Origin of the sequence: Paraburkholderia sp. RAU6.4a (assembly GCF_050435625.1) — a bacterium.
In the GTDB taxonomy this organism is placed as follows: domain Bacteria; phylum Pseudomonadota; class Gammaproteobacteria; order Burkholderiales; family Burkholderiaceae; genus Paraburkholderia; species Paraburkholderia tuberum.
Window position 1 is genome coordinate 1,868,739 of sequence record NZ_JBNDKQ010000002.1, and the last position, 13,612, is coordinate 1,882,350.

Genomic DNA, 13,612 nt, shown 5'->3' on the forward strand with positions numbered 1-13,612 from the left:
GGCGCGCGCGTCAGCTGGTGGCGATGTGCAGCAGCCGCGCGCAATCGCGCGCCGCGGTGCGGGCTTCTTCGAGGGTCGGCGCGGTGAAGTTCACGTGGCCCATCTTGCGGCCGCAACGCGCCTCTTCCTTGCCGTACAGATGCAGGCGCGCTGACGGCATCGCGGCGACTTCCTGCCACGGCGGCGTGACCGCCGCGCGCTTCGGACCGTCCGGAAACCACACGTCGCCGAGGATGTTCAGCATCACCGCCGGCGAATGCTGGCGCGTGTCGCCGAGCGGCATGCTGGTCATCGCGCGCACCTGCTGCTCGAACTGGCTCGTCGCGCACGCGTCGACCGTGTAGTGGCCGGAGTTATGCGGGCGCGGCGCCATTTCGTTGGCGACCAGCGAGCCGTCTTCGAGAATGAAGAATTCGACGCACAGCACGCCGACGTAGCCGAGCTTCTCGGCGATCTGCAGCGCGGCCTGTTGAGCCTGCTGCACGAGCGCCGGCGACGCGTCCGGCGCGGGGACGATGGTGTGCGACAGCACGCCGTCGCGATGGGCGTTCTGCGCGAGCGGATAGACCACCGACGCCCCGCTCGCCGCGCGCGCGATCAGCGCCGACACCTCGAACTTCAGCGGCAGGCGCTTCTCGAGCACACACGGCACGCCGCCGAGCGACGCATGCGCCTCGCGCACTTCCTCGGCGTTGCGCACGCGAATCTGGCCTTTGCCGTCGTAACCCATGCGCGCCGTTTTCAGGATGCCGGGCAGCACCGCTTCGAGCTCGCCATCGCCCAGCGCCGCAAGCGCATCCGACGACTCGATCACGACGTGCGGCGCAACCGTCACACCCGACGACGCGATAAAGCGCTTCTCGGCGATCCGGTCCTGCGCGACGGCGACGCAACGCCCCGCCGGGCTCACGAAGGTGGTCTTGCCGAGAAAGTCGAGGCTCGCGGACGGCACGTTCTCGAATTCGGTCGACACCGCCGCGCACAACCGCGCGAGTTCGGTCAGCGCCGCTTCGTCGCCGTAGGCCGCGCGCAGGTGGCGGTCGGCGACCGCGCCGGCCGGGCTGGTTTCGTCCGGATCGAGCACGGCGACGCGATAGCCCATCGCCTGGGCGGCAAAACAGAACATGCGGCCGAGCTGGCCGCCACCGACCATGCCAAGCCATGCGCCGGGCAGAATCGGTGAAACCGGTGTGTTGTCAGGGTTCATCTTGGTGGTCGGTCGCGGCCGGATACGCGTCGCGCTCGCACAGCGAGCGGCGGGCATCCGGCCGGGGGTCGGACAGGAGACGTCTTATAAAACAAACAGCGCGCTTACAGCGCCGGCAATACCATCGCGTGAGCCGCTTCGTTCTGGCGCACACGGAATGCAGCGAGCTTGTCCGCGTATTCGGAGCTGGTGCCGGAGAGCAGGGACACCGCGAACAGCGCCGCGTTCGCGGCACCCGCCTCGCCGATCGCAAACGTCGCGACCGGCACACCCTTGGGCATCTGCACGATCGAATGCAGCGAATCGACGCCCTTCAGATACTTGCTCGCGACCGGCACGCCGAGCACCGGCACCGTGGTCTTCGCGGCCAGCATGCCCGGCAGATGCGCGGCGCCGCCCGCACCCGCGATGATCGCGCGAATGCCGCGCTCGCGCGCGCTTTCAGCATAGGCGAACATTTCGTCGGGCATGCGGTGCGCGGACACGACCTTCGCTTCGTACGGCACGCCGAATTCCTGCAGAATCGCGACGGCGTTTTTCATCACTTCCCAGTCGGAACTGGAGCCCATCAATACGCCGACGACCGGCGCATCATGCGTATGGGCGGTTTGTGCTTCACTCATCTTACGGCTTCCTTGTTTCCCGGCGATGCGCGCCTGACACGGCGCGCGCGATCACATCAGTCGAGCTTGTGGCCGGTCAGGCGCTCGAGCGCTTCCTGGTACTTCTCGCCCGTTTTCGCGACCACGTCGTCCGGCAGCTTCGGCGCCGGCGGCTCTTTCTTCCACGGCTGGGTTTCGAGCCAGTCGCGCACGAACTGCTTGTCGAACGATGGCGGGTTCGTGCCGACCCGGTACTGGTCCGCCGGCCAGAAGCGCGACGAATCGGCGGTCAGCGCCTCGTCCATCAGGTACAGCTTGCCGTGGTTGTCCAGACCGAATTCGAACTTCGTGTCCGCAATGATGATGCCGCGCGTGGCCGCGTAATCAGCGGCTTCCTTATACAGACGGATCGAAATGTCGCGGATCGTGGCCGACAGTTCGGTGCCGATGCGGCGCTCCATCTCGTCGTAGGTGATGTTTTCGTCGTGGTGGCCCATCTCGGCCTTGGCGGCCGGCGTGAAGATCGGCTCGGGCAGCTTCTGCGCGTTCTGCAGACCCGGCGGCAGTTGCACGCCGCAGACCGAACCGGTGGCCTGGTAATCTTTCCAGCCGCTGCCGGCCAGATAGCCGCGCACCACCGCTTCGACGAGGATCGGCTCGAGACGCTTGACGACCACCGCGCGCCCCTTGACCTGCTCGACTTCGTCCGGCGCGACCACCGACTCCGGCGCGACGCCCGTCAGGTGGTTCGGCACCACGTGCTTCAGTTTCTCGAACCAGAAGTTCGCCATCGCGTTGAGCACGCGACCCTTGTTCGGAATCGGCTCGCCCATGATCACGTCGAACGCCGACAGACGGTCGGTCGTGACGATCAGCAACTGGTCGTTGCCCACGGCATAGTTGTCGCGGACTTTGCCGCGGCCGAGCAGCGGCAGCGAGCGGAGCGTGGATTCGTAGAGGGTAGACATCGTCGTGGTTCGCTAAAGTGGTGCAAAAAATGTGACCGGAACAAAAGGGAAACGCCGTTCCCCCGATGATGCGGGAACGGCGATCGGACGACAACCTGGCCAAACGTCCAGGCGCGGAGCCAAAACTACAGCTTAACGGACGACTTGCGCGAGCTCGCCCGACTTGTACTTCTCCGCAATTTTATCAAGCGAAACCGGCTTGATCTTGCCGGCCTGGCCTTCGCAGCCGAATTGCATGTAACGGTCGATACAGATCTTCATCGCCGCTTCGCGCGCCGGCTTCAGGTAATCGCGCGGATCGAACTTGCCCGGGTTGGTCCCCATGTAGCGACGGATCGCGCCCGTGATCGCCAGACGCAGGTCGGTATCGATGTTGACCTTGCGCACGCCGTGACGGATGCCTTCCTGGATTTCTTCGACCGGCACGCCGTAGGTTTCCTTCATGTCGCCGCCGAATTCGCGGATTTCCGCGAGCAGCTCCTGCGGCACCGACGACGAGCCGTGCATCACGAGGTGCGTGTTCGGAATGCGCTGATGGATTTCCTTGATGCGCTGGATCGAGAGAATATCGCCCGTCGGCTTCTTGCTGAACTTGTAGGCGCCGTGCGAGGTGCCGATCGCGATGGCCAGCGCGTCGCACTGGGTCAGCTTGACGAAGTCGGCGGCCTGCTCCGGATCGGTCAGCAGTTGTTCACGCGTCATCGTGCCTTCGGCGCCGTGGCCGTCTTCCTTGTCGCCCTTCATCGTTTCGAGCGAACCGAGCACGCCCAGCTCCGCTTCCACGGTGACGCCGATCGAGTGCGCCGCCTCGACGACCTTGCGCGACACTTCGACGTTGTACTCGTACGATGCGACCGTCTTGCCGTCGGCTTCGAGCGAACCGTCCATCATCACGCTGGTGAAGCCGCTGCGAATCGCCGCCATGCACACCGCCGGCGACTGACCGTGGTCCTGGTGCATCACGACCGGAATGTGCGGATACGACTCGACCGCCGCTTCGATCAGATGACGCAGGAACGGCTCGCCCGCGTACTTACGCGCACCGGCCGACGCCTGCATGATGACTGGGGCGTTGACCTTGTCGGCCGCGGCCATGATCGCCTGCACCTGCTCCAGATTGTTCACGTTGAATGCCGGAAGGCCATAGCCGTTTTCCGCGGCATGGTCCAGCAGTTGACGCATTGATACGAGAGGCATGCTGAAACTCCTTAGATTGAAACGAATTCTTTTGCCGTCGGCATCTTTTGCGGCGATTTTATCGCGAAGCAGGGGGCGTTCCCGCGATGACAGCGGCGCTTTGGTGCGCCGTCGCACATGGACCGTACGGGTTTCGCCGCCCTGCTTCGCTCAATCGAGCCTGTGCCGATCGAGCAGTCCTGCCTGATCAGTACGGTTCACCGACCCGCACGATCTTCAACGTGTTGGTGCCGCCCGCCTGACCCATCGGCTCGCCGACCGTCAGCACGACCATGTCGCCGTGCGACGCGTAGCCCTTGCCGACCACCGTTTCGAGCGCCTGCTGCAGCGCCGTGTCGCGGTCGGTGTTGGTGTCCAGATGCAGCGAAGTCACGTTGCGGTACAGCGCCATCGCCCGTTCGCTGCCGACGCGCGGCGTCAGCGCGAAGATCGGCACGTGGGTCCAGTGACGCGACATCCACAGCGCGGTCGAGCCCGATTCGGTCAGCGCGACGATGGCCTTGGCACCCAGGTGATAGGCGGTGAACAGCGCGCCCATCGCGATCGACTGGTCGATCCGCGTGAACGTGCGGTCGAGGAAGTCCTTGTCGAGCTCCGACTGCTCGGACTTTTCCGCTTCGACGCAAATCGCGGCCATCGTCTCGATGGTCTGCACCGGGTACTTGCCCGCCGCCGATTCCGCCGACAGCATCACCGCGTCCGTGCCGTCGAGCACCGCGTTGGCGACGTCCGACACTTCCGCGCGGGTCGGCACCGGCGCGTGGATCATCGACTCCATCATCTGCGTCGCGGTGATCACGAACTTGTTCGATTCGCGCGCCATCCGGATCATGCGCTTTTGCAGCGCCGGCACCGCGGCATTGCCCACTTCCACGGCCAGATCGCCACGCGCGACCATGATGCCGTCCGACGCGTCGAGGATGCCTTGCAGCGCCGGAATCGCTTCCGCGCGCTCGATCTTCGCGATCATCTTCGGCTTGATGCCGTACGGCGCGCCGGCGATGTTCGCGAGCTGGCGGGCCATTTCCATGTCGGTCGCGTTTTTCGGGAACGACACCGCGACGAAATCGACGCCGAGCGACATCGCCGTGCGGATGTCCTCCATGTCTTTCGCGGTCAGCGCGGGCGCCGACAGACCGCCGCCCTGGCGGTTGATGCCCTTGTTGTTCGACAGCTCGCCGCCGATCTTGACGACCGTGTGGATCTCGTTGCCGATCAGGCGCTGCACGTTCAGCACGATCAGGCCGTCGTTGAGCAGCAGTACGTCGCCCGGCTTCAGGTCGCGCGGCAGATCCTTGTAGTCGAGGCCGACGCGCTCGTCGTTGCCGAGCTCGCAGTCGGCATCGAGGACGAACGGATTGCCGGTGACGAGCGTCGTGCGGCCGTTCTCGAATTTGCCGACGCGGATTTTCGGGCCTTGCAGGTCAGCCATGATGGCGACTTCGCGGCCGGCCTGGCGGGCCGCCTCGCGCACGAATTCGGCGCGCTGGCGATGGTCGTCCGCGGTGCCATGTGAGAAATTGAGCCGCACCACGTCCAATCCCGCCTGAATCATTTGCAGCAGGATTTCCGGCGTGCTGGAAGCCGGACCGATAGTAGCGACAATCTTGGTGGCGCGATGCATGAGTCTCCTCGTCTGGATAGGATCGCTGGTAAGAGCGCTGCGGGGCTGCTGCGGAGTTCGCGCATCGAAAGATGCTGCCTGGGGTCGCGCGCCGGTTGTGGCCGGTGTCGCTTTGTGGAGTGATGCGGGTGATGCGGTATTCGAGAGCGGCGCCTCGCGCGCCGGAGATTTGCTGTCCTGCTTGCCGGAAGGCTGTTCCGGCTGGGCCGAATCGTGTTGAGCAGCTTCGACCTGTGCCGTTGGGGGCTGCTCCGCGTCGCCGGTCGGAGCATGCGCTGCAACCGGTCCCGCGGGCGCTCCGGCGGCTAGCGCCGGTTCGGTGGCCGCGGGCGCTATCGGCGCTTCGGCAGCCACGTCCTGTCCGGCCGCTGCCGACGCAGCGGCCGCGCGTGTCGCGCGCTCCCCTGCCGGCGTTGCCGCGTTACCGCGCTGCGCTTTCACGCCACGCGCCTTGGTCGACTTCGCCGCTGGGGAGCGCGTCGCCACGTTAAGCCCGCGATTCCAGAACTTCTACCGCCGGCAGCTTCTTGCCCTCGAGGAACTCGAGGAATGCGCCGCCGCCCGTGGAAATGTAGCTCACCTGGTCGTGGATGCCGTACTTGGCGATTGCCGCGAGCGTATCGCCGCCGCCTGCGATCGAGAACGCCGCCGAGCGCGCGATCGCGTCCGCGAGCGTCTTCGTGCCGTTGCCGAACTGGTCGAACTCGAACACGCCGACCGGGCCGTTCCACACGATCGTGCCGGCCTTCTCGAGTTGCGCGGCGAGCACCTTGGCCGTTTCCGGGCCGATGTCGAGGATCATGTCGTCGTCCTGCACATCGGCGACGGCCTTTACTTCTGCCTTCGCGCTCGGCGAGAACTCCTTGGCCGTGACGACGTCGGTCGGGATCGGCACCGAGGCGCCGCGGGCCTTGGCCGCGTCGATGATCGCCTTCGCTTCGTCGACCAGATCGGCTTCGGCGAGCGACTTGCCGATCTTCAGGCCGGCCGCGAGCATGAACGTATTGGCGATGCCGCCGCCGACGATCAGCTGGTCGACCTTCTCCGCGAGCGACTTCAGGATGGTCAGCTTGGTCGACACCTTGGAGCCCGCGACGATCGCCACGAGCGGACGCTTCGGTGCGCCGAGCGCCTTGCCGAGCGCTTCGAGCTCAGCGGCGAGCAGCGGACCCGCGCAGGCAACCGGCGCGTACTTCGCGATGCCGTGCGTAGTCGCTTCGGCGCGGTGGGCGGTGCCGAACGCGTCGTTCACGTAGATATCGCAGAGCTTGGCCATTTTCTGCGCGAGCTCGTCGGAATCTTTCTTTTCGCCCTTGTTGACGCGGCAGTTTTCGAGCAGCACGACCGAGCCCGGCGCGACGTTCACGCCGTTTTCGACCCAATTCGCGACGAGCGGCACGTCGCGGCCGAGCAGCTCCGCGAGACGCTTCGCCACCGGTGCGAGCGAATCTTCCGGCTTGAAGTCGCCTTCGGTCGGACGGCCAAGGTGCGAGGTGACCATCACCGCGGCGCCGGCGTCGAGCGCGGCCTTGATGGCCGGCACGGAAGCGCGGATGCGGGTGTCTTCGGTGATGTTGCCTTGATCGTCCTGCGGCACGTTCAGATCGGCGCGGATGAACACGCGTTTGCCGGACAGCTTGCCTTCGGCGATCAGGTCGGAGAGACGCAATACCTTGTTCATGGGCTTGAGTATGCGAGTTGATGAGAAGGCGGTGACGGTCAGCGCGCGGGGACGAGGCGCAGCGAACTCCAGCGCTTCGGCCCAACGGCTCCGCGGGATCGGGCGCCGGCGGCCGGCCGCGGCACCAGGCGCCTTGCCGCGGCGCGCTCAACCCGGAAAAGGCATTTTAACTGATCCCAACGGCCTTCTGATCCGCGACACAGCGAATGTCGCGGATTTGATCGCAAGGCCGCGGATGCCGCGGCGTAGCATTCATCGCCGCACCCCGGGCCCGGCCCTCACAGGAAGACGCGCATCAGCGTGAATACGACCATTCCGGTCACGATCGTGCCGAGCATGGTGCGCCGCCACAAAAACCAGCCGAGGCCGGCGAGCGTCGCGTAAAGCTCATGGTTGGAAGGCGCGAACGACAGCCCATCGGACGTCGTCAGCACGTCGGGCACCACCACCGCGGCGAGCGCGGCGGCCGGCGCGTAGCGCAGCATCTTCTGCACGCGCGCCGGCAGTACCGTGCGCTCGCCGCCGATCAGGAACATCGCGCGCGTGAGCGCGGTGACGAAGGTCATGCCGAAAATGGCGAGCCAGATTTGCGTGGAGGTCATCGGGAGTCTCCGGCGCGATCGTTCAAGCCACGAATGCGGCGCAGGTCGGCGCGCTCGATCATCAGGTCGGCCGCGCTGCCGGCCGCGATCGCCGCGATCACCGCGAGCAGCAACGCCAGCCGGTACGGCAGATCGAGCGCGAGCAGCGACACGATGCCGGCCACGCTGACCGCGACCAGCGTCGAGCGGGTGGCGATCGCCGACACCATCACCGGCAGCAGCGCGAGCGTGCCGGCCAGCGCGAGCCCCCAGTTGTCCGGAATCAGGCTCGCGAGCAGGATGCCGATGATCGACGACACCTGCCACGACAGCCAGCTCGATACCGCCATGCCCCAGAAGTACGCCTCCTTGCCCGGCACGTAGCCGGCCGGAAAGCTCTTCTTGACGAATAGCAGATAGATCACGTCGCCGTTGAAATAGCCCAGCACGATGCGCCGCCACATCGACAGATACGAGAAGTGCGGCGCGAGGCCCGCGCTGAAGATCACGAAGCGGGTGTTGACCATCGCCGCGGTCAGCAACACGGTCCACACCGGCAGCTTCCCGGCGAGGAGCGGCAACACCGCCAGCTGCGACGATCCGGCGTAGCACAGCAGCGACATCGTGAGCGCCTGCGGCAGCGTCAGCACGGACTTGCTCATCGCGATGCCGGTTACGAGGCCCCAGGAAAAAATCGCCATCAGCGTGGGGGCATAGGCGCGCGCGCCTTCACGAAAAGCGCGGCGATCGGTGTCGGACAGTCGAGCGAGCATCGGGCGAAGGGTGCGGGCGCAGGAAACGCCGTCAAGAAGGCCAGGTCGGCGCCAGCTTGCGAGACCACCCGCTAGCGCATCCGGATTTGATTTATGCGTGCGCTGGATTATAGCGTCCGGGGTGCGCCCAAATGCCCGTGGTGTGTGCAAAAGACGCTAAAATAGCGCTCCCGGCTATGTCCTGCGCTCATGGCCGCACCTCATAACGCACCTGCTGGAGAACCGTATGTCAATGGCCGACCGCGACGGCAAGATCTGGATGGATGGCAAGCTCATCGAGTGGCGTGATGCCAAAATCCACGTGCTCACCCATACGCTGCACTACGGCATGGGCGTGTTCGAGGGCGTGCGCGCTTACAAGACGGCCGACGGCGCCACCGCGATTTTCCGCCTGCAGGAGCACACCAAGCGCCTGCTGAACTCGGCGAAGATCTTCCAGATGGCCGTGCCGTTCGACCATGAAACGCTCGCCGCCGCGCAGCGCGAAGTGGTCCGCCAGAACAAGCTTGAGTCGTGCTATCTGCGCCCGATCATCTGGGTCGGCTCGGAAAAGCTCGGCGTGTCGGCCAAGGGCAACACGATTCACGTCGCGATCGCCGCGTGGCCGTGGGGCGCATACCTTGGCGAAGACGGCATCACCAAGGGCATCCGCGTAAAGACGTCGTCGTTCACGCGCCATCACGTGAACGTGTCGATGGTGCGCGCGAAGGCGTCGGGCTGGTACGTGAACTCGATCCTCGCGAACCAGGAAGCGATCGCCGACGGCTACGACGAAGCGCTATTGCTCGACGTCGACGGCTACGTGTCGGAAGGCTCGGGCGAGAACTTCTTCCTCGTCAACAACGGCAAGCTGTACACGCCTGATCTGTCGTCGTGCCTCGACGGCATCACGCGCGACACCGTCATCACGCTCGCGTGCGACATGGGCCTGCAGGTGATCGAAAAGCGCATCACGCGCGACGAAGTCTATACCTGCGACGAAGCGTTCTTCACCGGCACGGCGGCCGAAGTCACGCCGATCCGCGAGCTCGACAACCGCACGATCGGCGCCGGCGCGCGCGGCCCGATCACCGAAAAGCTGCAGTCGGCTTTCTTCGACGTCGTGAACGGCAGGAGCGCGAAATACGCGCACTGCGCTCACGAAGATCTGAGCGACGTTTCGAGATGCCCCGCGCAGCCCAACGGCGGCGCACTGCAAGCACCCCGCATACAAAGAGAAAGTCTCATGAGCGAAATCAAGGAAATGCCGCTGGTCGAACTGTCGGCAAAAGATCTGCCGGCGTATTGTCCGAACCCGGCCATGCCGCGCTGGAGCGCGCATCCGCGCGTCTTCATCGACGTGTCGCACGGCGAAGCGCGTTGCCCGTATTGCAGCACGCGTTACAAGCTGCGCGACGGCGAAGTGATCAAGGGCCATTGATCCAACGCATCGAGCGGTTCTGAGCCAGCTTGCGCGGCACGAGGCGCGCGTTTTGAATCACGCGCTCGCCGCGCCGCAGGCTCGACCGCACGACCCGTGCGGCCGCACCGCCGCCGCGCCGCCATCGCGGCGCGTGTGGCCAAACGGCATCGCGCCGTGCGGCTTTCCGCTTTCCCCATTTACCTATCCGAGCGCCGCGCGCATCGCGCGCGCGGCGCTTGTTATCGACACCGGACACTCACTCTGATGCGTCGCGCGTTGGTTATCGCACCGAACTGGATCGGTGACGCATTGATGGCGCAGCCGCTGTTCGCGCGCCTCGTGAAATTGCATCCGCGCATCGTCATCGACGCGGTCGCGCCCAGCTGGGTCGCACCCGTGCTCGAACGCATGCCGGAAATCCGCGACGTCTACGCGACCGATCTCGCCCACGGCAAGCTGCAGATGCTGCGCCGCTGGCAGCTGTCGAGCGATCTGCGCGACGTCGGCTACGACGCGGCCTACGTGCTGCCGAATTCGTTCAAGTCGGCGCTGATTCCGTGGCTGGCGGGCATTCCGCTGCGCATCGGCTACACCGGCGAGAGTCGCTACGGCGTGCTGAACGTGCGTCACGCGAATCCGCGCAAGGACGCCCGCCCGCCGATGGTCGGCCACTACGCCGCCCTCGCCTACGCGCCAGCCGCCAAGGTCCCCGAAGATCTGCCGATGCCGCGCCTCGACACGGACCTGAACGAGGCCTCGCGCGTGTCGGCGCGCTTCAATCTCGATACGCGCGTGCCGCTGCTGGTGTTCTGCCCCGGCGCAGAATACGGTCCCGCGAAGCGCTGGCCGCCCGAGCACTTCGCGTCGCTCGCGCAGATGGTCGGCCAGTCGTTCCCGTACACGCAAATCGTCGCGCTCGGCTCGCCGAAAGACGCGCCGCTCGCGCAGGCGATCGCCGAGAAAGCGCCGAACGTGCGCAACCTGTGCGGCCAGACTGCACTCGGCGAGGCTTGCGCGCTGATCTCGCGGGCCAACGCGGTCGTCACCAACGACTCCGGACTGATGCACGTCGCCGCCGCGCTGCGCCGCCCGCTCGTGGCCGTCTACGGTTCGACCGATCCGCGCCACACCCCGCCCTTGTCCGAGCTCGCGAAGGTACAATGGCTTCATCTCGAATGCAGCCCCTGTTTTGAGCGCGAGTGCCCGCTCGGTCATCTGAACTGTCTGAAGCAGCTGAGCGCCGAGCAGGTTTTCGGCGATTTGCGCGGCATGCTGCTCGCGCAGCGCTGAGCCGACTGGTACTTGCACGCAACACCGCACGCCCCGAGCGCGTCGCGTCATGTTCGCGCCTCGCGGCACGGGCAAGCTGACGCCGGGGGCGATGGTCCGGCGCTCTGGACCGTCCCGCTACCGCTGACCCGCAACCGCGCGCCGCGCACAAGAGACTGACAAGCCATGCCACGTTTTGCCCATATCTTCGAAGCCGCCGCCGATACCCTGAGCGCCTACTATCAGGCCGTCGCCGAGGTCAATATCGACAGCTTGATGGGCTTGTGGATCGACGAGGAGTTCGTCAGCTGCATCTGCGCGGACGGCTCGCATCTGCACGGCCTCGAGAGCATTCGCAATGGCTTGCAGGTCCAGCTCGAAGCGCTGCCGGTGTCGATCGAGCCGCTCGACATCCGCGTCTACGACAGCCTCGGCACCGTCGTCTATGCGATTGCCGAAGCACATCGTCCGGCCGACCCGACCGCCACGCCCGCGATGGTCTTCACCACCTACGTGATGGTCCATGAACGCGGCGAATGGCGCATTGCGCATATTCACGCAAGCCCGATGCCGAACGAGACCGCCAGCCAGTTCGCAACGAAGATGCGGCATGGCCAGGGCCCGCTGCACTGACGCGCGGCACCACGACAGATTCAGAATCACGTTTTCTCGCTCTTCCGCCGGTATGAGTTCGACGCCACATAAACCCGCTTCCTCCGGTACGGCCCCCGCCAAGGTGGCGGCCGCCATCGAGGCGACCGTCGAGCTGCTGTACCGCGCGCCGCTCTGGCTGCCGAACCGGCATGTGCAGACGATCGTCCCGTCGCTGTTCGCGCGCCGCCCCGCAGTATCGTTTCGCCGTGAGCGCTGGGACACCCCGGACGGCGATTTCATCGATCTCGACTGGGTCGCGCACGATACTCCGCCCACCGACACCGCGCCGCTCTTCGTGCTGTTTCACGGCCTGGAAGGCAGTTCGTCGTCGCACTACGCGCTCGCGCTGATGGCCGCCGCGCGCGAATACGGCTGGCACGGCGTGGTGCCGCACTTTCGCAGTTGCAGCGGCCCGCTGAACCGGCTGCCGCGCTTCTACCATCTCGCCGACAGCAACGAGGTCGACTGGATACTGCGCCGCCTGCGCGCCGCGCATCGCGGGCCGGTGGTCGCGGCGGGCGTGTCGCTCGGCGGCAACGTGCTGCTGCGCTGGCTCGGTGAGCGGCAGGCCGATGCGGCGCGGGTGGTAGCCGCCGCTGCCGCGATTTCGACACCGATCGACGTCCATGCGGGCGGCCGTGCGCTGTCGCAGGGCTTCGGCCTCGTCTACACGCGCAGCTTCCTGAAGACGCTGAAGCACAAGGCCAACCAGAAGCTCGAGCAGTTCCCGGGCCTGTTCGATCGCGACGCGATGCTCGCGAGCCGCACGATGTACGAGTTCGACAACGTCGTGACCGCGCCGCTGCACGGCTTTCGCGATACCGACGACTACTGGAGCACCGCAACCACCCGCCCGCTGCTGCCGCACATTCAGGTGCCGACGCTCGTGCTCAACGCGCGCAACGACCCGTTCCTGCCGGCCGAAGCGCTGCCGTCGCGGCACGAGGTGTCGGCGGCGGTCGAGCTTTATCAGCCTGAGCACGGCGGCCACGCGGGCTTCATGACCGGGCCGTTCCCGGGCCGCATCGACTGGCTGTCGCGGCGCGTGTTCGGCTATCTGGAGCGACACGTCGATCATGGATGACATCGTCAAACAGGCGCTCGCCAAATGGCCGAACGTGCCGAGCTGCACCGGCTGGCTGATGCTCGACCGGCGCGGCAACTGGCGCATGCGCGACGAAGCGGCCCAGACGAGCGGCGCGCCCGGCGTGCCGATCCGGCATGAGGCGCTGCTTGGCTTCATCAACCGGAACTATGAGGCCGATGAGCGCGGACAGTGGTTTTTTCAGAACGGACCACAGCGCGTGTATGTCGAGCTGGCTTATACGCCGTGGGTGGTCAGATTGTCCGCGCACGCGGATGGAACGCTTGCGCTGCACGACCAGGGCGGCGGCGCGTTCGAGCCGGCGGCGGTGTTCGCGGATGAAGACGGCGGCATTCTGTTTGCCGATCGCTCGCAGCCAGCACGTATCGCGGTGCTGCACGACCACGACCTCGAGATCTTCTCCGATCACGCGACGCTCGCCGACGATGGCTCATTGAGCGGTGCGTTCCACTGGAGTGTTCAGCGCACCTTGCCGCTGCAAAGCGTGCGACGCGATCAGGTGGCCGCGCGCTTTGGCTTCGTTGCGAGCCCGGCGGCGCAGGTCTGACG

Annotated in this window: 14 protein-coding genes and 1 pseudogene; 7 read left to right on the plus strand and 8 right to left on the minus strand. The window is 66.0% G+C overall.

Going from position 1 to position 13,612, the window contains the following annotated elements:
• Positions 1-10: 10 nt before the first annotated feature.
• The 8 genes from OKW40_RS13350 to OKW40_RS13385 form a co-directional block, all read right to left on the minus strand.
• Positions 11-1,207 carry a 5-(carboxyamino)imidazole ribonucleotide synthase gene (locus tag OKW40_RS13350; RefSeq protein WP_429490136.1) on the minus strand — a complete coding sequence of 399 codons (1,197 nt, stop codon included), beginning with the start codon at positions 1,205-1,207 and terminating at the stop codon, positions 11-13.
• Positions 1,208-1,311: 104 nt separating this feature from the next.
• Positions 1,312-1,830: a 5-(carboxyamino)imidazole ribonucleotide mutase gene (purE, locus tag OKW40_RS13355; RefSeq protein ID WP_429490138.1), complete on the minus strand. Its 519-nt coding sequence runs from the start codon at positions 1,828-1,830 to the stop codon at positions 1,312-1,314.
• A gap of 56 nt (positions 1,831-1,886) precedes the next feature.
• Positions 1,887-2,777 carry a phosphoribosylaminoimidazolesuccinocarboxamide synthase gene (locus tag OKW40_RS13360; protein ID WP_429356100.1) on the minus strand — a complete coding sequence of 297 codons (891 nt, stop codon included), beginning with the start codon at positions 2,775-2,777 and terminating at the stop codon, positions 1,887-1,889.
• A 132-nt stretch (positions 2,778-2,909) separates the two neighbouring features.
• Complete coding sequence (gene fba / locus OKW40_RS13365) at positions 2,910-3,974, minus strand: class II fructose-bisphosphate aldolase (RefSeq protein ID WP_429490140.1); 1,065 nt, start codon at positions 3,972-3,974, stop codon at positions 2,910-2,912.
• A 187-nt stretch (positions 3,975-4,161) separates the two neighbouring features.
• Complete coding sequence (gene pyk / locus OKW40_RS13370; protein ID WP_018421702.1) at positions 4,162-5,598, minus strand: pyruvate kinase; 1,437 nt, start codon at positions 5,596-5,598, stop codon at positions 4,162-4,164.
• A gap of 487 nt (positions 5,599-6,085) precedes the next feature.
• Positions 6,086-7,279 carry a phosphoglycerate kinase gene (locus OKW40_RS13375; protein WP_184058330.1) on the minus strand — a complete coding sequence of 398 codons (1,194 nt, stop codon included), beginning with the start codon at positions 7,277-7,279 and terminating at the stop codon, positions 6,086-6,088.
• A 278-nt stretch (positions 7,280-7,557) separates the two neighbouring features.
• Positions 7,558-7,881 carry an AzlD domain-containing protein gene (locus tag OKW40_RS13380; protein WP_090801726.1) on the minus strand — a complete coding sequence of 108 codons (324 nt, stop codon included), beginning with the start codon at positions 7,879-7,881 and terminating at the stop codon, positions 7,558-7,560.
• Positions 7,878-8,633: an AzlC family ABC transporter permease gene (locus OKW40_RS13385; RefSeq protein ID WP_429490141.1), complete on the minus strand. Its 756-nt coding sequence runs from the start codon at positions 8,631-8,633 to the stop codon at positions 7,878-7,880. Before OKW40_RS13385 ends, OKW40_RS13380 begins: the two co-directional genes overlap by 4 nt.
• Positions 8,634-8,859: 226 nt before the next feature.
• Here OKW40_RS13385 and OKW40_RS13390 point away from each other — a divergent pair.
• From OKW40_RS13390 to OKW40_RS13420, 7 genes and pseudogenes are all read left to right on the plus strand, one after another.
• Positions 8,860-9,765 (plus strand): annotated as a pseudogene (locus OKW40_RS13390) (branched-chain amino acid transaminase); the annotation flags it as partial.
• Between the two features lie 168 nt (positions 9,766-9,933).
• Positions 9,934-10,053: a zinc-finger domain-containing protein gene (locus OKW40_RS13395; protein ID WP_429491971.1), complete on the plus strand. Its 120-nt coding sequence runs from the start codon at positions 9,934-9,936 to the stop codon at positions 10,051-10,053.
• Positions 10,054-10,105: 52 nt separating this feature from the next.
• Positions 10,106-10,300: a hypothetical protein gene (locus tag OKW40_RS13400; RefSeq protein ID WP_429293882.1), complete on the plus strand. Its 195-nt coding sequence runs from the start codon at positions 10,106-10,108 to the stop codon at positions 10,298-10,300.
• A complete protein-coding gene (waaF, locus tag OKW40_RS13405) occupies positions 10,300-11,325 on the plus strand; it encodes a lipopolysaccharide heptosyltransferase II (protein ID WP_184058338.1) in 1,026 nt (341 codons plus the stop codon). The genes OKW40_RS13400 and waaF overlap by 1 nt, the downstream gene beginning before the upstream one ends.
• Before the next feature lie 165 nt (positions 11,326-11,490).
• Positions 11,491-11,937: a nuclear transport factor 2 family protein gene (locus OKW40_RS13410; RefSeq protein WP_184051410.1), complete on the plus strand. Its 447-nt coding sequence runs from the start codon at positions 11,491-11,493 to the stop codon at positions 11,935-11,937.
• A 52-nt stretch (positions 11,938-11,989) separates the two neighbouring features.
• Complete coding sequence (locus tag OKW40_RS13415) at positions 11,990-13,042, plus strand: hydrolase (RefSeq protein ID WP_429490144.1); 1,053 nt, start codon at positions 11,990-11,992, stop codon at positions 13,040-13,042.
• On the plus strand, positions 13,035-13,610 hold the full coding sequence (locus OKW40_RS13420; RefSeq protein WP_429490146.1) for a DUF2946 family protein: 576 nt from the start codon (positions 13,035-13,037) through the stop codon (positions 13,608-13,610). The genes OKW40_RS13415 and OKW40_RS13420 overlap by 8 nt, the downstream gene beginning before the upstream one ends.
• Positions 13,611-13,612: the final 2 nt, after the last annotated feature.